Source organism: Spirosoma montaniterrae, assembly GCF_001988955.1.
GTDB lineage: Bacteria > Bacteroidota > Bacteroidia > Cytophagales > Spirosomataceae > Spirosoma > Spirosoma montaniterrae.
Map to the genome: position 1 here is coordinate 2,724,616 of NZ_CP014263.1, position 20,073 is coordinate 2,744,688.

At 53.2% G+C, this 20,073-nt stretch carries 16 protein-coding genes and 1 pseudogene; 9 read left to right on the forward strand and 8 right to left on the reverse strand.

Annotated elements, in window-relative coordinates; translation table 11 throughout:
• Nucleotides 1-3: 3 nt before the first annotated feature.
• Both AWR27_RS11840 and AWR27_RS11845 read right to left on the reverse strand, forming a co-directional pair.
• Complete coding sequence (locus AWR27_RS11840) at nucleotides 4-801, reverse strand: hypothetical protein (protein ID WP_077131364.1); 798 nt, start codon at nucleotides 799-801, stop codon at nucleotides 4-6.
• Between the two features lie 25 nt (nucleotides 802-826).
• The gene (locus tag AWR27_RS11845; RefSeq protein ID WP_077131365.1) at nucleotides 827-1,777 is read right to left on the reverse strand and encodes a DNA-methyltransferase; all 951 of its coding nucleotides are present in this window, start codon (nucleotides 1,775-1,777) and stop codon (nucleotides 827-829) included.
• Between the two features lie 137 nt (nucleotides 1,778-1,914).
• Between AWR27_RS11845 and AWR27_RS11850 the strand changes: the two genes are divergently transcribed.
• The 5 genes and pseudogenes from AWR27_RS11850 to AWR27_RS11870 all read left to right on the forward strand — a co-directional run bounded on the left by AWR27_RS11850 (nucleotide 1,915) and on the right by AWR27_RS11870 (nucleotide 11,151).
• Nucleotides 1,915-3,384: an amidohydrolase gene (locus AWR27_RS11850; protein WP_077131366.1), complete on the forward strand. Its 1,470-nt coding sequence runs from the start codon at nucleotides 1,915-1,917 to the stop codon at nucleotides 3,382-3,384.
• A 146-nt stretch (nucleotides 3,385-3,530) separates the two neighbouring features.
• Nucleotides 3,531-4,559 (forward strand): bifunctional heptose 7-phosphate kinase/heptose 1-phosphate adenyltransferase, encoded by a 1,029-nt coding sequence (locus AWR27_RS11855; protein WP_077131367.1) that lies wholly within the window; start codon nucleotides 3,531-3,533, stop codon nucleotides 4,557-4,559.
• Nucleotides 4,560-4,637: 78 nt separating this feature from the next.
• Complete coding sequence (locus AWR27_RS11860; protein WP_077131368.1) at nucleotides 4,638-5,909, forward strand: AGE family epimerase/isomerase; 1,272 nt, start codon at nucleotides 4,638-4,640, stop codon at nucleotides 5,907-5,909.
• 188 nt (nucleotides 5,910-6,097) lie between these two features.
• Nucleotides 6,098-7,911 (forward strand): annotated as a pseudogene (aspS, locus tag AWR27_RS11865) (aspartate--tRNA ligase).
• 267 nt (nucleotides 7,912-8,178) lie between these two features.
• On the forward strand, nucleotides 8,179-11,151 hold the full coding sequence (locus AWR27_RS11870; RefSeq protein ID WP_077131369.1) for a sialate O-acetylesterase: 2,973 nt from the start codon (nucleotides 8,179-8,181) through the stop codon (nucleotides 11,149-11,151).
• 10 nt (nucleotides 11,152-11,161) lie between these two features.
• On the opposite strand, the gene galU is transcribed toward AWR27_RS11870, so the two are convergent.
• The 5 genes from galU to AWR27_RS11895 form a co-directional block, all read right to left on the reverse strand.
• The gene (gene galU / locus AWR27_RS11875; RefSeq protein ID WP_077131370.1) at nucleotides 11,162-12,028 is read right to left on the reverse strand and encodes a UTP--glucose-1-phosphate uridylyltransferase GalU; all 867 of its coding nucleotides are present in this window, start codon (nucleotides 12,026-12,028) and stop codon (nucleotides 11,162-11,164) included.
• Between the two features lie 123 nt (nucleotides 12,029-12,151).
• Nucleotides 12,152-13,147 carry a mevalonate kinase family protein gene (locus AWR27_RS11880; protein WP_077131371.1) on the reverse strand — a complete coding sequence of 332 codons (996 nt, stop codon included), beginning with the start codon at nucleotides 13,145-13,147 and terminating at the stop codon, nucleotides 12,152-12,154.
• A gap of 154 nt (nucleotides 13,148-13,301) precedes the next feature.
• Nucleotides 13,302-13,778 carry a hypothetical protein gene (locus tag AWR27_RS11885; RefSeq protein ID WP_077131372.1) on the reverse strand — a complete coding sequence of 159 codons (477 nt, stop codon included), beginning with the start codon at nucleotides 13,776-13,778 and terminating at the stop codon, nucleotides 13,302-13,304.
• A gap of 65 nt (nucleotides 13,779-13,843) precedes the next feature.
• A complete protein-coding gene (locus AWR27_RS11890) occupies nucleotides 13,844-15,790 on the reverse strand; it encodes a heparinase II/III domain-containing protein (RefSeq protein ID WP_077131373.1) in 1,947 nt (648 codons plus the stop codon).
• Between the two features lie 81 nt (nucleotides 15,791-15,871).
• The gene (locus AWR27_RS11895; protein WP_077131374.1) at nucleotides 15,872-16,240 is read right to left on the reverse strand and encodes a helix-turn-helix transcriptional regulator; all 369 of its coding nucleotides are present in this window, start codon (nucleotides 16,238-16,240) and stop codon (nucleotides 15,872-15,874) included.
• Between the two features lie 283 nt (nucleotides 16,241-16,523).
• Here AWR27_RS11895 and AWR27_RS11900 point away from each other — a divergent pair, with 283 nt between their 5' ends.
• From AWR27_RS11900 to AWR27_RS11915, 4 genes are all read left to right on the forward strand, one after another.
• On the forward strand, nucleotides 16,524-17,162 hold the full coding sequence (locus tag AWR27_RS11900; protein WP_077131375.1) for a hypothetical protein: 639 nt from the start codon (nucleotides 16,524-16,526) through the stop codon (nucleotides 17,160-17,162).
• A 12-nt stretch (nucleotides 17,163-17,174) separates the two neighbouring features.
• Nucleotides 17,175-17,921 carry a PD-(D/E)XK nuclease-like domain-containing protein gene (locus AWR27_RS11905; protein ID WP_077131376.1) on the forward strand — a complete coding sequence of 249 codons (747 nt, stop codon included), beginning with the start codon at nucleotides 17,175-17,177 and terminating at the stop codon, nucleotides 17,919-17,921.
• Nucleotides 17,922-17,995: 74 nt separating this feature from the next.
• Entirely contained in the window at nucleotides 17,996-18,343 is a 348-nt protein-coding gene (locus AWR27_RS11910) for a hypothetical protein (protein WP_077131377.1), read from the forward strand.
• Between the two features lie 126 nt (nucleotides 18,344-18,469).
• Nucleotides 18,470-19,657, forward strand: coding sequence for a DUF748 domain-containing protein (locus AWR27_RS11915; protein WP_077131378.1), 1,188 nt, complete (start codon nucleotides 18,470-18,472; stop codon nucleotides 19,655-19,657).
• Between the two features lie 9 nt (nucleotides 19,658-19,666).
• On the opposite strand, the gene AWR27_RS11920 is transcribed toward AWR27_RS11915, so the two are convergent.
• Complete coding sequence (locus tag AWR27_RS11920) at nucleotides 19,667-19,972, reverse strand: hypothetical protein (RefSeq protein ID WP_077131379.1); 306 nt, start codon at nucleotides 19,970-19,972, stop codon at nucleotides 19,667-19,669.
• Nucleotides 19,973-20,073: the final 101 nt, after the last annotated feature.

Sequence of the window (20,073 nt, forward strand, 5' to 3'; positions counted from 1 at the left end):
ATTTTAGTTAAATTCGATATGATACCTATCGAAGGAATCTTTTCGAATTATATAATCTTTTCCCACAGGAAGTTTATTAACGGACATCCCAACGCTCTTCAGATGCATTTTACCTTTAGCGAAAAAAACCTCCCACTTGGTCATTTGCTCTTTAAAAACCAATTCCAACTCATCGCCGGAAACGAAAGAGTCAAGTATTTCGGGGTTTATTACTTCAAGAGTATTAACCATACCACTTACCATTCTGCAATGGGCATCTCCTGTATATATATACGGATATTCTCCGTTTATTCTATATAATTCTAAACCATGATTATTTTTAAACACTTGAAAAACACATAGCTTGGTATTATAGTTAGCGAGATCACGTTTCCAACTGTCTTTAGGTTGGTCTACGATTACAAGCACTTTAGGCCTTTCGTTTCTGATTAAATTTAAAACTTTTTTTTCGTCCAGTGAGGAGTTTTGCTGAATAATATATTTCGATGTCTCGATAGCGTTCAATTCAGCATTGCTAAATACCTCAACTTGGCCCAAAACATGTTCGATCGGATGATCAGCTTTCTCAACTTCGACCACCCACCAATCTTCGTAGCTTTTCCTTACCATAACTAAATCAGGCGTGGAAGTTTTTCCATGAGCTGTATGCATCACTTTTTTGTATTTCATAACATAATAATCAGGAAATACAAACGCAGCATGGGATATAACTTTATGTTCAAACTGGCTCTCATAATAATATGATACTAACGACAGTTCTTCATACCAAGTAGAATCAACAGTTGCTAAAATTCTTGCCATACACCCGAATATATACGTTTGATATTTACTTGAATCGAAGAGTAGATTGATATGCATAATCTTCACTAATTTCAATACTAAACCATCTACGATTCATCATTTCAGCAATATATCCAGTTGTGTTGCTACCTGCAAAGGGATCGAGTATTAAATCGCCTTTGTTTGTCAAAAAATCGACAAAAAAACTTATCAAACCTCCTGACATTCGCGCTGGATGAGGGACAATACCTTCCTCGCGGCATTTTTGCGAGAATACATCATTAGAAGAAGTATTGGAGAAGCTTAGAACATTATGAGGTAAACGCACCTCTCTATTATGTTCAATCTGTTCCACTTCAAATAAATTGTGTGCTATACTGCCTCCATGATTCTTGAAAAACCCATTAGCACTTATATTATGCTCAGAGGGCCTCTTGCCAGCGTTATACTTCTGCTTTTTTAATAGTTGGAGCATACTCTTGCTATAGGGTCTCAGCACTTTTGAGTTGTCAGCTTTCGGATAATCGGATTTAGCCATCCACCAAACATGTGTATAGCTATCAACTGTTCTTATTCTATTGACAGTAACCCATTGGGCCGGAGAAGGCAGACGCGAAGGGTTGTAACAAATAAACTCTTGAATTAAACGCAAGTCAGCGTCTGAGTTTTTCACAAAACCTAAAAGACTTTCGAGATGTAATAACGATTGAACAGGCCTATCAGGCTCCCATGAATTACCAATTTCTATTACAAGGGAGCCAGTTGGGGATAGGAGGTCAGAAAACAGAGGAGCAAGGCTTGTAAACCAATCTTTATACTTGTCTCCTGTCAAGTTTCCATATTTTTTCTTCGCGTTTAGTGGAAAAGGGGGGGAAGTTATAATAAGGTCGAACTTTCCCTTTAAGACATCAATATTATTAGACAAAACTTCTTCTGTTTTGCCTATAATTAATTGACCTAAATCGGTGGAAAAATAAGTCTCAGCTACAAGAGGCATTATATCTTAGATTGATTTTATTAACACGCTCTGCAATTATAGACAATGTAACAGCAATAGCATAATAGATGTAAAAACTTTCTTCTACAATCATAAATTTGTCTCATCACAACACGACCCAATCACATACCGAACCAATGCGAATACTATTCCTTGCCCTCACGCTACTCCTGCCCGGGCTGACTCTCGCACAAAAGCCTAAAAAAACCGCTACCCCCGCGCCCGACAAAGACAAACAAACGGCCATTGCCAGCCTCGACAGCCGCTTTTCGGACTACGCAGGCATCTCAAAACAAATCTGGGATTTCGCCGAACTCGGCTACATGGAAGAAAAAAGTTCGGCCCTGTTGCAGGAGCAGCTTCGTAAAGAAGGTTTCACTGTGTCGGCGGGCGTGGCGGGCATTCCAACGGCGTTTGTCGCTACTTACGGCACCGGAAAACCCGTGATCGGCATTCTGGGCGAGTACGACGCGCTGCCCGGCCTTGCCACCGAAGCCAAACCCGATTTCACACCCATTGCCGGGCAGAAAGGCGGTCATGGATGCGGGCATAACCTGTTCGGCACGGCGTCGATGGCGGCTGCGGTCGAGGTTAAAAACTGGCTGAAAGCGTCGGGGAGGCCCGGCACGGTCAAGATTTACGGCTGTCCGGCTGAAGAGGGCGGCTCCGGCAAAGTGTACATGGTGCGCGAAGGACTCTTTAACGACACCGACGTAGTGCTGCACTGGCACCCCGGTTCGCAGAATGGTGCCGACGCCGGTACGTCGCTGGCAAACAAGAACGCCAAATTCCGGTTTCGGGGTATTGCCGCCCACGCAGCAGCCTCGCCCGAACGGGGTCGGTCGGCTCTGGATGGCGTAGAAGCCATGAACTACATGGTGAACATGATGCGCGAACACGTCCCGTCGGACACGCGCATTCACTACGTGATTACGAAAGGGGGCGACGCACCAAATGTGGTGCCGGCCTTTGCGGAGGTATATTATTACGCCCGTCACAAAGACCGCGAGGTGCTGCAAAGCGTCTGGAAGCGCATCGAAAATGCGGCTGAGGGCGCGGCCAAAGGCACTGGCACAAAGGTAGAATGGGAAGTGCTGGGCGGGGTGTACAACATTCTGCCCAACGTGTCGCTGGCCGAGGTCATGCACCAGAATCTGAAACTTGTTGGGGGTGTGACCTACACCGCCGACGAAACCGCCTTTGCCGAAAAAATCAGCCAGACTTTTGGCGAGGGGCAGAAAGTACCCATTACCAACGCGGCCCTTGTAAAAGACTTCCGCGATCAGAGCGATAGCCCGACGAGTGGCGGCTCGACCGACGTGGGCGACGTAAGCTGGGCCGTTCCAACGGTGGGTTTGCAGACCGCTACGTGGGTGCCGGGTTCATCGGCGCATAGCTGGCAATCGACGGCGGCAAGCGGCATGAGCATCGGGCAGAAAGGCATGATGGTGGCGGCTAAGACGCTGACATGCACCGCGCTCGACCTCTACAAAAACCCCGCGCTCATCGAAAAAGCCCGCGCCGAATGGCTGCAAAAACGAGGGGCCGATTTCAAGTACGAAGCCCTGCTCGGCGACCGCAAACCGGCATTGGATTACCGGAAATAAGAGGGGTTATGACATAAAAGGGTTATGACACAGAGACACGCAGAGATAGCACTGAGATACACTGAGACTATTGTGAGCTAATAAAAACTCTGTGTATCTCCGTATTTCCTCCGAGTATCTCTGTGTCACAACCTTTCAACAACCTTATGCTCAAAATCACAACGCTTTTCAGTCGCATCGCCAACCTCCGCGTGGCCGTTATCGGCGATTTCGCGCTGGATTTATACGCAACCGTAGAGACACAAACCGGCGAACGGTCGATAGAAACCGGGCAGACAGTGTTCTGGGGTCGTCGGCCACGGGCGTCGCTGGGGGGCGCGGGCAATGTGGTGCAGAATCTCGCTACGCTGGGCGTTGGGGACATACGGGTTGCTGGCTGCGTAGGCGATGATTTGTTCGGGCGCGAAATGCGGCAGTTGTTCGGGCGGGCGGGCGTCGACACCACCCATTTGCACACGCCCGAAGGCTGGGATACCTGCGTGTATGCCAAGCCATTCGTGAACGGGCAGGAAGCCAACCGCCTGGACTTCGGCACCCATAATGCGCTGGCAGACGCTGATTTTCAGAAGCTTTTAGATGCGCTGGCAAGCAACCTGCCCAATCTTGACCTGCTGATTATCAACCAGCAATTTCCCAACCCACTGCTTACGGCATCGCGCACCGAGCAGCTAAACAGCCTGCTCGAACGCTTTCCAACCGTTTGCTGCGTGGCCGACATGCGCGACATGGGCCACCACATCAGCCACGCTACCCTGAAAGTGAACACCGCCGAACTGGCCCGGCTGCTACACACCGACCTGCCCGCGCAACCCGACTACGACTGGTGCGTTCGAGCCGGTCAACAACTCAGCCAACACCGTAACGGGCCGGTTGTGCTAACGCGGGGCGAAGCGGGCATTTTGTACGTGAACGGTGAGCAGACCGAATCGGTAGAAGCCGTGCCACTGCGGGCCGAAATTGATACCGTTGGCGCGGGCGATACGGTCGTGGCCGCGTTCGGGGCCTGCGTGGGGACTGGTGCCTCGCCCGCCGATGCCATCGACGTGGCGAATCTGGCCGCTGCCGTTACGGTGCAAAAACTCCGGCAAACCGGCACGGCGAGTCTGGAGGAGATTTTAGCTTTACTTTATGACACAGAGATGCACGGAGGAGACACAGAGATACACAGAGGTTAATGTATTTCTCTGCGTATCTCTGTGTCTCCTCCGTGCATCTCTGTGTCATAACTTACCTCCATGTGTAACAACTCACCCATGAACCGCGAAATCTTCCAACACCACCGGCAGGAACTGCATACGCACCTGACCGCCGAACTACTACCCTTCTGGACAAGCCGAACCGCCGACCGCGAACACGGCGGATTTATCACCCATTTCGACCAGTACGGCCATGATTCGGGGGAGGACGAAAAATCGCTTATTGCCCAGACCCGGTCGATTTATACCTACTCGTCAGCGCACCGGGCGGGCTATGGCAACGGCGCGTTGGCCGATTTGGCGCGGCATGGGGTCGATTATTTGCTGAGTCGGCTGTGGGACGAGGAGCATGGCGGTTTTTACTGGATGACCAATCGCCGGGGCGAGGTGCGCAACGACCAGAAAATTGTGTACGGCCAGAGTTTCGCCATCTACTGCCTGAGCGAATACACCCTGGCAACCGGCGACCCGCGTGGCCTCGACTACGCCCAGCGCACGTTTGACCTGCTCCAGAAACACGCGACCGACACGCGGCACGGCGGCTATTTCGAGATGTTCGGGCGCGACTGGTCGCTGAAGGGGCCGGGCGCAGCCGGGGGCGACCGCAAAACACTCGACGCGCACATGCACCTGATGGAAGCATTCACGAGTCTTTACGAAGCCAGTCAGCATCCGCTCCACCGCCGTAAACTGCTCGAAATCATCGACTTGTTAGTTACCAAAATCATGCACCCGGAGTTCGGCACCGGCATTCCGCAGTTCTGGGCCGACTGGCGCGTGGCTCCGCAAATCAAGTTTGACGTAATCTGGGGCTGGGACCGCTTCACCGAAGACGGCGTAAAACGAGCCGCCGAAGACAATACCAGCTACGGCCACAACGCCGAATTCGCCCACCTCCTGCTCCACGCCCTCGACGTGCTGGGTCTCCCGGCTGAAACCTACCGCGAACAATTCCAGAAATCGTTCGGTCATGCTGTGCAGTATGGCGTCGATTGGGAGTTTGGGGGCGTGTTTGTCGAAGGGTCGCACGGGGGCGAGGTGTACGACCGCGAGAAAGAGTTCTGGCAGCAGGCCGAGGTCTTGATCGGCTTTTTGGATGCATACCGGCTCTTTGGCGACGAACGCTACTGGCGGGCTTATGCGAATGTGCATCGGTTTGTGATGGACAAGATGATAAACCACCCCGTTGGCGAGTGGTGGCCGCTGATGACCCGGCAAGGCGTACCCATCTGGACACACATGAGCCACTCATGGAAAATCAATTACCACACAGTCCGGGCCGTAGTGCAGTCCATCCGGCGGTTAGACAAGTTGATGGCAGGCGGGTGATAGTTTTGTACGCAAACCATCTATTTTTGCGATTCAAACGTTGTGACACAGAAAAGTTATAACACAGAGATGCACAGAGGAGAAAAAGAGACACACAGAGTCTGGCTTTTTCTTCTGTGTATCTCTTTTTCTCCGTGTATCTCTGTGTTATAACTTTTCTGTGTCACAACCAACTCACTCAATAGTCCATGCTTCGAACGCACACCTGCGGGCAACTCCGCCTTTCCGACGCCAACACAACCACCACACTCTGCGGCTGGGTGCAAACCATCCGCGATAAAGGGGGCGTTCTCTGGATCGACCTCCGCGACCGCTACGGCCTTATTCAACTCATTCTGGAAGAGGGCGTTACCCCCGCCGACCTGTTTGCAACGGCCCGCACGCTGGGCCGCGAGTTTGTGCTTCAGGCTACCGGTGCGGTGGTCGAACGCAAATCGAAAAACCCCAATATTCCGACCGGCGACATTGAAGTACGGGTGTCGGCCCTGACGGTGCTGAACCCCGCCAAACTGCCGCCCTTCCTCATCGACGACGAAACCGACGGGGGCGACGACCTGCGGATGAAGTACCGCTACTTAGACCTGCGCCGGAATCCGGTTCGCAGAAACCTCGAACTACGGCACAAAATGGCTCAGCAAACCCGACTGTATATGGACGGGCAGCAGTTTATTGAGGTCGAAACGCCGGTACTGATTAAATCGACACCCGAAGGCGCACGCGATTTTGTGGTGCCGAGCCGCATGAATCCTGGCGAGTTTTACGCCCTGCCGCAGTCGCCACAAACGTTCAAGCAATTGCTGATGGTATCGGGCTTTGACCGGTACTATCAGATTGTCAAGTGTTTCCGTGACGAAGACCTGCGGGCCGACCGCCAACCGGAGTTTACACAGATCGACTGCGAGATGTCGTTTGTGGAGCAGGAAGATATTTTGCAGATGTTCGAGGGTTTGGTGCGGCACCTGTTCAAGGCCGTAAAAGGCATCGACCTGGCCGACGTGCCACGCATGACCTACGCCGACGCCATGCGGCTCTACGGCTCCGACAAGCCCGATACCCGCTTCGGCATGCAGTTTGTCGAATTAAAAGCCCCTCCCCTTAAAACAAGGGGAGAGGTTGGGGTGGGGTGAACGGCATTGACCTCACTTCCGGCAAAAATTTCCCGGTTTTCGACGGGGCCGAACTCGTGGTGGGTATCAACGCCAAAGGCTGTGCCGACTACACCCGCAAGCAACTCGACGAGTTGACCGAGTGGGTAAAACGTCCGCAAATCGGCGCGAAAGGGCTGATTTACGTTCGCTGCAATCAGGACGGCGTATTAAAATCGTCGGTCGATAAATTCTATTCCGAAGCCGACCTGAAAACCTGGGCCGACCGCTTCGACGCGCAACCCGGCGATTTGATGCTGATTATGTCGGGCGAGGCTAACAAAGCGCGTAAGCAACTGAACGAGTTGCGGTTAGAGATAGGAAACCGGCTCGGCCTGCGCGATCCGAACACGTTCAGCAGCCTGTGGGTGCTCGATTTCCCGCTGCTCGAATACGGCGAAGAAGAGGGCAATCCAGCCCGGCAACGCTGGTTCGCCATGCACCACCCGTTCACGTCGCCCAAACCCGAAGACATCCCGCTACTCGACACCGATCCTGGCGCGGTGCGGGCCAATGCTTACGATATGGTTATTAATGGCACGGAAGTTGGGGGCGGCTCCATCCGTATTTTTAACCGCGACTTACAGGCCCGCATGTTCAGTCTGCTCGGTTTTTCGGACGAAGAAGCCAAAGCGCAATTCGGCTTCCTGATGGACGCTTTCGAGTATGGCGCACCCCCACACGGTGGTATTGCTTTTGGCTTCGACCGGCTGTGTTCGCTCTTTGGTGGGGCCGATTCGATTCGTGATTTTATCGCATTCCCCAAGAACAATTCGGGTCGCGATGTCATGATCGATTCGCCTTCTACCATTGCTGACAAGCAATTAGACGAACTGAAAATCAAATCAGTAGCTTAACTGTTGCTCCGATAGTCTTCTCTAATGGCAACGCCGAAGTCAATTTGGCGTTGCCATTTTTTATTACGTAGCCCTCAACACAATACTGCATAGGCGTACAAAACACCTCATTCAACATTGTACAAACAGTTTCTTGTGTACGAATAGCATAAAACTATAAACACCATATAGTAAATATAAAATTTATCGATACGTATAAGGCATGGGGTTTGATATAGGTTGTTCTGGTGTATAAAACACCACACAACTATCCTACCCTCTACAAAAATGACCTTTCGTATTTTATTATGTGGGCTGTTGTGGCAACTGCTCCCATCGTTTTCGTTCGCTCAACTCACCCTAACCACGCCTGTCACACGCATGGTTATTCAGCGCAATGCCACCAACCGGGCAAACGTGCTGGTAGCGGGGCTTGCCCCGGCGTCGGCTACGTTGGTAGAAGCCCGAATGGTGCCGCTGACGCTGGGTCAGGGGAGTGCTACCGCCTGGACGTCGCTGCCTTTTCTATCTAATTCTAAGGCTTTTCGGGGCTGGATATCAACTACAGGCGGCTGGTATCGGCTCGACGTGCGGGCCAAAGTTACTACCACCGTTCTCGACCAGACCAGCGTTAACCGGGTGGGTGTGGGCGAAGTCTTTGTTGTAGCCGGGCAATCGAACGTAGCCGGTGGGTTTCAAACCGTAGTGGGTGCCACCGACGACCGGGTGTCGTGCGTCGATTTCCGGCAGGATAGCCTCAGCGAACAACTTCTACCGCTTCGCTTCAACCGCGTCAGCAGCGGCACCAACATTGGTCCCGGACAGCCCTATCACCTCTGGGGTATGCTGGGCGATTCGCTCACCCGACGGCTCAACGTACCCGTTTTGTTTCTGGGTGCGGCTTTGGGCGGCACCAGCAGCGATCAGTGGCAGCAGTCGGCGGCAGGTAACTTCAGTAGTTCGCTCAATGCGTCGGTCTATCGGCGGTTGGGCGTAGCCCTGCTGCACTATGTTCGGCGTACAGGAGCACGGGCCGTGTTGTGGCATCAGGGCGAAAGTGATCTGTATACGAGTCAGCAAACGTATTACGATAATATCCGGTACGTGATCGAGAAAAGCCGGCAGCAGGTAAACAACGCCCCGCTGCCCTGGGTAGTTTCGCGGGTCAGTTTCATCAACGGCAACACAAACCCGGCTGTTATTGCCGCACAGAATCAACTGATTAGCAACTTACCTGCCACATTTCCCGGCCCCGCCACCGACAGCATCGTTGGCCCCACCAACCGACCTGATGGCATTCATTTTTCGGGCGCAGGCTTAGTCCGATTCGTGAATAGCTGGGTGCAGGCTTTAGACGCTAACTTTTTTACCGTCTCAACCCCCTACACGCCCGCCGACGAATCGGCTTTGCTTACCAGCGGCTACACGCTGCCCATCCGCCGAAAACCCGGCGAAACGCTTTTCTTTAGCTCGCTACGTAGCTCGCCTGTTGAGACCAATAACCAGTATAAGGTACAGATTTTGCGGGCTGACGACGGTACAACGGTACTGGAATCAGCCGCCAGTTCAGCCAATCCGATCCAATTAACCCTACCCGGCAATTTCCCCGATGGCGAGTATCGGTTTCGAACCCTTACCACCAACCCGGCCACTACCGGTGCTTTGAGCGAACCGTTTCGGGTCGATTATTTTGCCCCGACAACCGGGGTGCCATTGATTTTGCAAACTGCCGTTCAGGGCGGCACTGCCGATGCGGTAATTCGACGCGTAGGGTATCGGTACGAACGGGGTAGCCACGGTTTTTTTGCGATGGTAGATGCCAGCCAGCCCGTTGAAGTTCGGATGCAACGCATCGACGGTGGCTCCTTTTCCGACAGCAACTGGTATTTGATGCCGCCCGTATCGCAGGCCCCCAACTACCCACAATTTGCCGATTTTTCCTATGTTCGATTCTACCCACCCATTGCGTCGGGCGTGGGGGGTGTAGAGCCGGGGCGGTATCGGCTTTCAGTTCGGCGGCAGGGCGACACAGGGGCCGGGCTTTGGTTTGAGCAGTCACTACTCAACAACACGCGTTACATTCTCTACTATACGCAGGAGTCGGTCAGCAATGTTCCGCCGGTGCTTACCACCAGCCAGGCCACTCCGGCACCCGTATGTCTGAGCGGGCAAATTCCTGTTTATGTGAGCGTTGAAGGCGGATCTATGTCGGCGGGGAATGTCTACAGCGTTCGGCTATCGGATGGCAGCGGCTCGTTTACCAGCGAAACGGTGATTGGCACCGGCACCAGCAGCCCGGTAGTTGTCACCTTACCAGCGTCGTTGTCGGTTGCCAGCAACTACCGAATACGCGTTGTTGCGAGCAATCCGGCGGTCAGCAGTGCGCCCAGCGACCCGCTCACGTTCTGCGCTGATTTATCGCTTGGCATGCAACTCGGTAGCCGCACGCCTAAGGTCGGCCAGCCCGTTACGGTTACGCTGACAGTAAGCAACAGCGGACCGCTGCCTGCTCATAACATACGGGCAATGAGCCTGTTACCCGACAACTTGATTTTTGTGAACGCCCTTACCTCGTCGGTAAGTGCCGCAGCCGGAACGGTTATTGTTGGCGTCGATAGTGTTGCGGCAGGTGGCTCAGTCGCGGTATTGTACCGGCTTCAGGCTAATCAGGCGGGTACGTTTCTGACTACGGCGCAACTTACGGCCACCGATCAGGCCGACCCCGACAGCCAGCCAAATTCCGGCACTGGCGACGGACAAGACGATATGGCCGTGGCCGACCTGCGCACACTTGATGGCAGCGGCCCCATCAGGGTATCTCCCAACCCGAACCAAACACCCTTACCCGCCTTACAAGCTAATCAGCCCGCTACCGATCCCGCCAAAGCCGATCTTGCTCTTAGGCTGACCAGCAGCTCGTTGACACCCAATAGCGGTCAGCCATTTATGCTTAGTGTAATTGTAACCAACCGGGGCGGAGCCACAGCCACGGGCGTCAGTATGCAACTGGTGTTGCCAACGGGCTGGAGTCTGGCCGTTACCGACGGTTTGAGCGTGAATGGGCAAATCATAACGGGCAACATAGCCAACATACCCGTCGATGCGTCGAATACACTGGCAGTGCATCTGATAGCACTTCAGGCAGGAACCCTACGGGCTCAGGTACAGACGGCCAGCCCCTCCGACCCCGACAGCACACCGGGCAACGGCTTCACCAACGGCGAAGACGATACGGCCAGCCTGACGCTGCGTGTGCGGTGAGCCAAACTGGCTATCCGTTCCGAACAATCTCTTCCAGAAACGCCCGGAATTTGTCGGCGAACTCGGGGCGTTTCAGCGCGAATTCGACGGTTGTTTTCAGAAAATCGAGTTTATTACCGATGTCATGGCGTTTGCCTTCGATGTGGTGGGCGTACAGATTTTCGCGCCGGAGCAGCAGCAGCAGCGCGTCGGTAAGCTGAATCTCGTTGTTTTTACCAACGGGCGTTTGCTCCAGCATCAGAAAAATGTCGGGCGTCAATATATACCGGCCCGCAATTGCCAGATTAGACGGAGCTTCGGCCAAAGCCGGTTTTTCGACCAGCGTATCCAGGGCCAGAATGCGGTCGCTAACGGGTTTGCCGCCCACAATGCCGTAGCGGTTTACCTTGTCGTGCGGCACCTCTTCCACGGCAATCACCGAGCCACCATACTGTGCATACGTGTCGATAAGCTGCTGCGTTACTGGAATCACCGAGTCCATGATGGTATCGCCAAGCAACACCGCAAATGGCTCATTACCAACGTGATGCCTGGCATACCGAATGGCATCGCCCAGCCCGTTGAGTTCGCGCTGCCGCACGTAATGCAGATTCGCCATGTCTGATAGCCGACGCATTTCATCGAGCAGCAGTTGGTCTTCTTTTTCTTCGAGCCGGGTTTCGAGTTCGTAGTTCCGGTCGAAGTGGTCTTCGATGGCTCGTTTGCCTTTGCCGGTTATAATCAGGATGTCTTCGATACCCGAATCAACGGCTTCCTGCACCACGTACTGAATCGTAGGCCGGTCAATAATAGGCAGCATTTCTTTGGGTTGCGCCTTCGTGGCAGGCAAAAACCGGGTACCAAGCCCGGCAGCAGGAATAACGGCTTTTTTTATCATAGAAGATGAATGACTGGTTGAATGATGGAATGAATGACTGGTTGAATGATTGAATGATTGAATGATTGAATTAATCTTTGCCCGACACATTCAATCATTCAATCATTCAACCAGTCATTCATTTTACAAAACATATGGCTTAATCACTCTGGCATTGATTTTTCGGAGTTCAACGAACAGGCGGTTCAGCATGGCGTCGTCGCGGTACAGGCCAATAATCGACCCGCCAGAGCCGGTAAACGAAGCCGATGCGCCACAGGCCCGCGCCAGTTCGATCAGGCTCCGGTTGCGGTCGCTGATGGCGTAGATACGGCTGCGCAGGTCGAAATTCTGGTTCACGAGATCGTTCAGAGCGTCGTTGTCGCGCCGGAGCAGGGCGTCGCGGCCCTGTCGCGCTACGTCGGCAATGGCGTTCATTGTGTCGAGGACGAGCGGTTCACCCTGAAGCCACCGCGCCCGCACGTCGTTATGCACCCGCCCCGACTGTTTGCCGAGGTCGGTGTTATAGGCGATGTAGAGTTTCGGCAGCAGGTGCGGATCGAGCGGTTCGTAGTCGCCGTGGCCCTGCTGCTCCATAATCGGGCGGTCGAAATTCATGTACACGCAGCCTTCATAGCACTGAATCACGCGGTCCTGCAAACCAGCGGCAATGCCCAGCTCGTCGGTTTCGGTTGCCAGAATTAGATTGGGCAGAATGGGCTGCGGAATCTCGACGTTGTAGAACTGCATCAGTGCCCGAAACGTCGCCACAATAATGGCACTCGACCCCGACAAACCCACCTGCCGTGGAATCGACGTGCTGTAGCGAATCGAAAAGTTCTGATTGGGCAGCCGGATACCTTCCTTATCGCAGTATTCGGCGAATTTTTTGATGGACGCTTTCAGCAATGGAACGCCCCCATGATAACCAAGCATGCCAACCGAATCGCGCAGGTGGTGCAGACTGCGGAACACATTGGTATCCTGCACCTGCGGTTCAATAGTCAGTTCGGGCGATGGGTAGAGCGTAACCGAGGCTCCAAAATTACGAACGCTGATGGCAATGGTTTTGCCGAAGAATCCGTCGGACGGGTTGCCAAACAGGCCCGCCCGCGCATAGGCACGAGTTTCAATTAGCAAAGCAAAAAGCGGGTAGCATCACCCACAGGCTTAAGTTTCGGTACTAAAACAGCAAATCGGTTTGGTGAAAAGCAAGCAGTTAGGTCTTATTACTCACAAAAAAGAGCCGAAACGCACGTTTCGGCTCTTTTTTATACATATTCTACAGAAAGAGTCACTTCGGATTCTCTTTGTCTTTATTGTCGTACCCTTTGTTGTGAGGATCATAACCCTGATTTGGGTCATCGCCTTCCTCAAGGTATGTGGCGTCAGCCCGGTGAAACAGCGCATCGTCCGAGGGGTTTTCGGCTACCGAATCCAACTTGGCAGCGGCTTCATCGCTGATCATGCGGCTTGGTTCGCTCGTGTCGTCGTTTTTCACGGCCTCAGGATTCACGTCCCATTCCTGCGTGGTCCCCAAACTTTCGCCTTTGGGCGTGTCTACACTGCCTTCGCCTACGTTTGCTTCGCGGGTTTCGGCAACCATGTTACGCGTGTTCGTGTCCTGGTCCATGCCCGACGTGGTGCCGGTTTGCTGATTTCCAACCCCTTCCGATTCCCGACCGTAGTCAGAATCGCCATGTTGGCTGGGGTCTTGCGAATAAAATTCGGGGTCTACCTTGTTAGGGTCGAATGGTGATACAGTAGCCATAACGTTGCTCTTTTTTTGTGTATAACCACAGATAAACCGGTTTGTTTGGCGAAAGCATGTTTCGGTCAGCGGAGCGAAAACGTGAAAACGCTCTGCCCATTTGCGCCGGGTTGCCGGGCCGTGAGCAAAACGCGCTGAATGGTCTGATTAGGCCATTTGTTGATAAATCCTTCGTCGTCGGGCATCGTCAGCGTTACCGGAGCCACCGCCACCGACCAGCGTTTGGGGTCGTATTGGAGCCGAACCGTTGTGGAGCGGTCGGGCGTGGTTAGCAGCAATTGGCCGGGCGTATTGGTATCGGTGGTGCAGGTGGTCAGAAATGCCTGTTGCAGCGACGACGGCCCGGTTTTGAGCACGTAAGCGTCGGTTAGGGTCAGGCTCTCGGCTACCCGGTTAAGCGCAATAGTCCGATTCCACGACTGTATGCCTGCTTCGGCAGGATAGGCGCGGGTCAAGTCCATGCTCAGCGTGGCTTTGCGGGCATCGGCGGCATACCGAACGTTCCGGGCTTCACAAGCCCGGCCTACCGGTTGCCCTACGCCGTTGATAATGGGCAGGTTATGATATTGCGACTGCGTCCACCAGAGTTCGTAGCGTTTCGACGAAAACGTTTTAGCCGTGTAGGTTCCCCGGCCTGCGTCGATGATAACGGGCTTTCCATTGGCGTACAGAATAAAATCACCCACGTCGTTATGGTTGTGGCTTTCAGCATTATGTCCCCCGTGCGCGGCCACGTACAGCCCCCTCGGCGAACGGGCCGTCATGACCTGTACGTCGGGAAACCACACGTCGCGTACTGGTTCAAAAAAGTCATCTCCCGCTTTCATTTGCCTGATTGTAAGCAGGTTGTTTATTTTCCGCTGCCGATGAAAGCCCCGACTACGGTGGGTATTACTGCTCGACTCCGAATAGCCAAACGTGCGATACGCCCACCGCCCGAAGCGGCTGAGGGTGTCGTCCTGAATCTGTTGCCCGAAGCGATACAGCATCAGACCATCGGGCGTAAGGGTTGGGTCGGCGTCGGCGAAGGGCACGAAATAGGCTCCGGCAATGTGCATTTTGTAGACATACGAGGCTATGTTTCGGATGAGCGGTTCGCGGTACATATTCACCTTGCCGTCAGTGGCACTGTGTAGCAGTTCGAGGGCGTCGAACACGCAGGCACCAGCCGCAAACCAGTAGCTTGGCCCTTCGTCGCAGCCGCCGTTCTCGCCCAGCCCGTTCAGGTAAATATCGAGACCCTTCATAGCCGCGAAAGTCATTTGCTGACGACAGCTTTCATCGGGGTCGAGCAACAGCGTGGCCGTGAGCCAGTTCGCCATAATCCACGGATTCCAGTTGTTCACTTTGGCAGCAGGATTCAGCCAGCCGTAGCGATTCGATTCCTGAATGGGTTTGAAAAGCCGCTCATTGGTTTCCAGGTAGATACGGGGCCGCACCAACGGCGAAGCTTTGGCAAGTTGGTCGCCCACGAAATAATCGGTCAGGGCCAGCACGGCGGCTGTTTCGGCTCCGAACAAATCGACCGTCCGGTCTTCGACATTGAACAGGCCGTTGCCGGTTTTCTGCCCGCCGAGGTGCGCCGGAACGCCCCAGCCGCTTTCTTCGCAAATGGCCCAGACCATGTTCAGAATTGCGTCTGTAAATCGCCCCTGCCCTTCTACCGACTCGGCCAGCACCAGATCCATCAGCGTGTGCCGACGCCCGAACGAAACGGCCTCGTAGCGCGTCCGGTTGGTGTTGCGCACATAATCGAGTGTGAGTGTGGCCGTAAGGGGCGTAAAGGGTTCGTTCGCGGCCCGTTCGCCCGCCCGGACAAGTCCCGTCCGAACCGAATCGGGCAGTGCCTGCCGCCAGGCTTCGGGCGTGTTGGGATAAGGTTTCCAGTTGGCGCGAGGCATCAACGCTGCCTGCACCGACGAGACCGGATAGCGGGTAGCCAGCAGATTACGGGGCGTTAACTGCGCCCAACCGGTGGTGGTCGTAATCAGGAGAAAAATGAGAAGTTTCATGGCAGATAGTCGACCCCAGGTCGCATCCACACGACCCAACGGTTGGCTTATAAAGCTGGAACCAGGCCGCTGATACTGCCTTTATCGGCTCTCGCGCAGCCGGGCGACTTCAACCCGCAGCAGGTCGTTGGTTTCCTGAAGCAGTGCCATGCGTTCGTTGAGTTGAAACAGCAGAAACTCCATGTTGCGCAGGCGTTCTTCAGTATTCATTGCCGCCGAGGGCGAACCGAGCTGCTTGAACATCAGCCCCTCGCCCCGCAATAGCCAGTCGGCATTGACCTGCGGGTAAACAGCCACAATTTTTTCGAGCGTATCGTAGCGTGGTTTCAGCCGACCGTGCAAAATATGATATACTTTTTCGCCCCGCCGTTCGCCCAACTGCCGGGCAAATTCCAGTACGCTGATGTCTAAGGCATCGATGAGTTGCTGTAGCCGAACGTGAATGGTCATGATGCAGGTTTTTACCTAAAATTATGTAAAATCTTAAAAGGGAACACGGATTGAACGGATGGGGCAGATAAACACAGATTTCTTTGTTGCTGACGTAAAAACCAAAAATTCGTGTTTATCCGTCCCATCCGTTTAATCCGTGTTCCCCGTATAAAAACATTTTTTTGTGGCTTTGTGAATTACACAAAACTGTGTATATTTAAAGCTGTAAACAAGCCCTCTGTAAAAGGCAAAAGGGAGCGCAATGCGGCCCCCCTGCTTGAACAGTAAACAACAAATACTAATGAACACACAAAACAAAACCCAACTTTTGACAATTCAAAATGAAAGCCCGTTAAAGCCGTATCAAAAGCTGCATGAGCAGACGGGCGAGGTTGTCAATAAATACAAATACCTCGAAGGCCACCCGCGTCAGTACCGCTTCGATGCCAAAGAGGGTGTGTTTAATATCAACGGCACTGAAAAGCTGGGCCGCACACTCACTTTCCAGCCTGTTGCGTGGCGCATCTTCACGGACAATATCCTGAACATGGGCACCAAAAACTGGGCAGAAATTTTCTTCATCGACGACAAAAACTGCGTCTCGGCGGTACTGTTTCATGGCTACAGCGTCGATAACATTTTCCGACTGATCGAACCGCTTTATTACGACGACCTCACCCTGGCCGACGTGGTGATTACTGCCGTAGCTGAGAAAAAAGAGAACACCAAAATTCAGCCGAAGGGCGTGTATTACATCGCCACGTTCGCCTACAAAATGGCGAATGCCGAACAAACCGTCGAGTTGAAGCAGTTTGCGCAGGATGTGAAGATTTTCCGTCAGGAAACGCTCACCGACATTGCCAATATCAAAACGGCGATGAACTACTACAATCCCTTCATTCAGGCCGCCGACGAACCCGAACTGCTGGCTGCTGGCTAATTTTAACTAAAAATGCCGTCATCCCTTTCTATTGAGTTGCCTGACAATGAGTACCGTGCGCTGATGCGCGTGTCGAACTCCGACCTGACGCGGCTGAAAGAAGAGCATTTGGGCTACAGTCTGGGTCAGGATATTCCGCCGAAGCAGTTTGAGCAGGCAAAGGTGTTTGGCCGGGCCTTCCACCAGCATCTGCTTGAGCCTGAAACTATTGGCACGGTGCTGGCGCAGCTACTGCCCGACTTAGCCCCAAAGCAATCTGACCAACTGAATACTCTGACGAAACAGATTCGGCAGGATGCATTTTGTCGGCGGTATCTGCGGCAGTCGGAGCGCGAACGGGTGGTGCTGTTTACAGACCCAACCATGGGCGTCGATTGCAAGGCTCGGTTAGATATGGTCTACACCAGCCCGAAACGACGCAACGCACTTATCATCGATATTAAAACAACCTCGGCCCGCACCCAGGCGCAGTTTCTGGAATCGTGCTATACTTACGATTACGACCGGCAGGCGGCTTTTTATCTCGACAGTCTACGCTATGCCGATGGGTTTGAATGGGCCAGTACGCGGCAGTTTCGGTTTGTGTTCGTAGGCGTGATGAAGCAGCCACCACACAGACTCTTTGCCGTTGAAGCCACATCGATTCCCGGCTTTGTCGACTATGGTCGCAAGAAATACCGCTTTTGGCTACGCAAATGGCGCGAGTCAGTGAACATCGAACAGCCAACAACCAACAGTGCGTGGTTGCAAGTTGCTTAAGCTAAGCGTAGTCATCAAGCCACCGTTACGTTTCCCTACTGTTGGTTGATGACTGTTGCCTGTTAACTGAAAACATGAACGCATCGATAATAACTCTTACGCCCACCCCGCTCCATTTCGATTGGGGCACGGATGGGCTGGTGTTGTGGATTGAAGAATTGGACGGAGCCGACAGCCTGACCGGGCAGATGGATGAGGTGCTAAATCGTATTGGCTTCGCCATTGAACTGCAAACCGGCTGGGACCACCGCTCCGACGCGGCCACACTGCACCCACTGTATGGGTATCGGTTGTTGCTCCGCGACGCATCGGGTCGCTGGAACGCCGTAAAAACCGATGAAACGGGTCGTTTCGCCGGGTTGATTCCGCTCGAAGAAATGGATTACGAAGTGGCTTACGAAAAGGTGATGTGGTTAGAGTAGGGATGGAACACGGATTGGACGGATAAAACGGATTAACACGGATTTCTTTCTTCGATTTTAAATCAAAAATCTGTTTGAATCCGTTTTATCCGTTAAATCTGTGTTCCCCTTTATAGACTCAACGTTTTGAAACGCACAACAAAAATTCTCATCGCATTAGTCGTGCTGCTGGTAGTGGCGCGGCTGTTGCTGCCTTACTTCGTTCTTCGATATGTCAATAAAACACTGGCCGACATGGGTAGCTATACCGGCCACGTTGAAGACATCGATATTCAGTTGCTGCGCGGTGCCTATCAAATTGACGACCTGCGCATCCGCAAGATTAACGGCAAAATCAAGGAACCATTCCTATACATGCCCAAAACCGACCTGTCGGTCGAGTGGGCATCGTTGTTCAAGGGCGAATTAGTGAGCGAGGTAGAAGCCTACAAACCCGAACTCAACTTTGCCTTCAGCGAAGATGAAGCCAGTAGCCAAACCGGGGCTGAAGTCGACTGGACAGCGTATTTGAAAAAGCTGCTGCCCATCAGTATCAACCGCTTTGCCGTTATCAACGGGCGGATTGATCTCACCAGTTTGGTAACACAGCCCCGCGCCGATTTGTCGCTTCAGAACTTCAATGCTGAACTTCGCAACATCCGCAATGTTGACGATAAGGCCAACAAGTTGCCTTCGCCCGTAAGAGCCACCGCCGACGCTCCCGGTTACGGCGGCAAGTTAGATTTCTCGGCCAATATGAATCTGCTGAAGGTGATGCCCGACTTTGATTATAACCTGCGCTTCACCGACGTGCAACTTCCCAAAATCAACAATCTGGCCCGCGAATATGCCAACATTGATTTCGAGAAGGGCACGGTAAGCATTTACAGCGAAATGGCGATGTACGACGGGCGGTTCAACGGCTATATTAAACCGCTGACCAAAGACATGAAAATCTTTAAGCTGAACGAACGCGAAAACCGTTCGGTGGGCAAGTTTTTCACGGAATTGCTGGCGCAGGCAGGAACGACTCTGCTCACTAACCCGCGCCAGGATCAGGTAGCTACGCGCATTCCGCTATCGGGTACTACCGAGAACGTAACTACCGCTGTGTGGCCTACTATTTTTGGGTTATTGCGCAATGCCTACATCGAAGCATTCAAAGGGCAACTCGACAACAACATCACCTTTGGCGACGCGCTGAAGAGCGTAAAAGATAACCTCAAAGAGGCCCGCGCCGAAAACAAAGCCGAACGGAAAGAAAAGCGCGAAGAGCGAAAGGCTGAACGCAAAGCCAAACGCGAAGAACGAAAACGCGAACGTCAGCGAACCTGACGTTCCTTCCTATCGCACCGTATCCAAGCGCGTGGCTCCACCCCGGCGCAGCGAATCGGGTCGAAGCCGTCGTTGTTTTCGATTACGATTCGGTTGCGAAGGCCGGTTTTTAGGTAGTGTAGTGTCTAAACCGGTTTCCATCCGTTGCCGCTGCTTCGGGGTTGTTTTTTGCAGTTCGGGCCGGGGTTGGGTAGCCGGGCGGCTCGTCTCGGTTGAGGTCGACTGCTGCATGGCTGGTGCCTGATTGCTTTGCGCGTAAACACCGCCCGACAGACCGGCAATTGATACGCTTATCAGAAATAAGAAGGGTTTCATAACGTCGTTGTGATTTGTTTAGTCGCTACGCGACGGTAGGCTCCCAACATTTCGCTTGTTACTACAAACATTGGGTCGCCATGCGACGAAGAATCAACGTA

Coding starts and splice junctions, on each gene's coding strand:
- AWR27_RS11840 (WP_077131364.1), bottom strand. CDS start 801: ATGGCAAGAATTTTAGCAACTGTTGATTCTACTTGGTATGAAGAACTG.
- AWR27_RS11845 (WP_077131365.1), bottom strand. CDS start 1,777: ATGCCTCTTGTAGCTGAGACTTATTTTTCCACCGATTTAGGTCAATTA.
- AWR27_RS11850 (WP_077131366.1), top strand. CDS start 1,915: ATGCGAATACTATTCCTTGCCCTCACGCTACTCCTGCCCGGGCTGACT.
- AWR27_RS11855 (WP_077131367.1), top strand. CDS start 3,531: ATGCTCAAAATCACAACGCTTTTCAGTCGCATCGCCAACCTCCGCGTG.
- AWR27_RS11860 (WP_077131368.1), top strand. CDS start 4,638: ATGAACCGCGAAATCTTCCAACACCACCGGCAGGAACTGCATACGCAC.
- AWR27_RS11870 (WP_077131369.1), top strand. CDS start 8,179: ATGACCTTTCGTATTTTATTATGTGGGCTGTTGTGGCAACTGCTCCCA.
- galU (WP_077131370.1), bottom strand. CDS start 12,028: ATGATAAAAAAAGCCGTTATTCCTGCTGCCGGGCTTGGTACCCGGTTT.
- AWR27_RS11885 (WP_077131372.1), bottom strand. CDS start 13,778: ATGGCTACTGTATCACCATTCGACCCTAACAAGGTAGACCCCGAATTT.
- AWR27_RS11890 (WP_077131373.1), bottom strand. CDS start 15,790: ATGAAACTTCTCATTTTTCTCCTGATTACGACCACCACCGGTTGGGCG.
- AWR27_RS11895 (WP_077131374.1), bottom strand. CDS start 16,240: ATGACCATTCACGTTCGGCTACAGCAACTCATCGATGCCTTAGACATC.
- AWR27_RS11900 (WP_077131375.1), top strand. CDS start 16,524: ATGAACACACAAAACAAAACCCAACTTTTGACAATTCAAAATGAAAGC.
- AWR27_RS11905 (WP_077131376.1), top strand. CDS start 17,175: ATGCCGTCATCCCTTTCTATTGAGTTGCCTGACAATGAGTACCGTGCG.
- AWR27_RS11910 (WP_077131377.1), top strand. CDS start 17,996: ATGAACGCATCGATAATAACTCTTACGCCCACCCCGCTCCATTTCGAT.
- AWR27_RS11920 (WP_077131379.1), bottom strand. CDS start 19,972: ATGAAACCCTTCTTATTTCTGATAAGCGTATCAATTGCCGGTCTGTCG.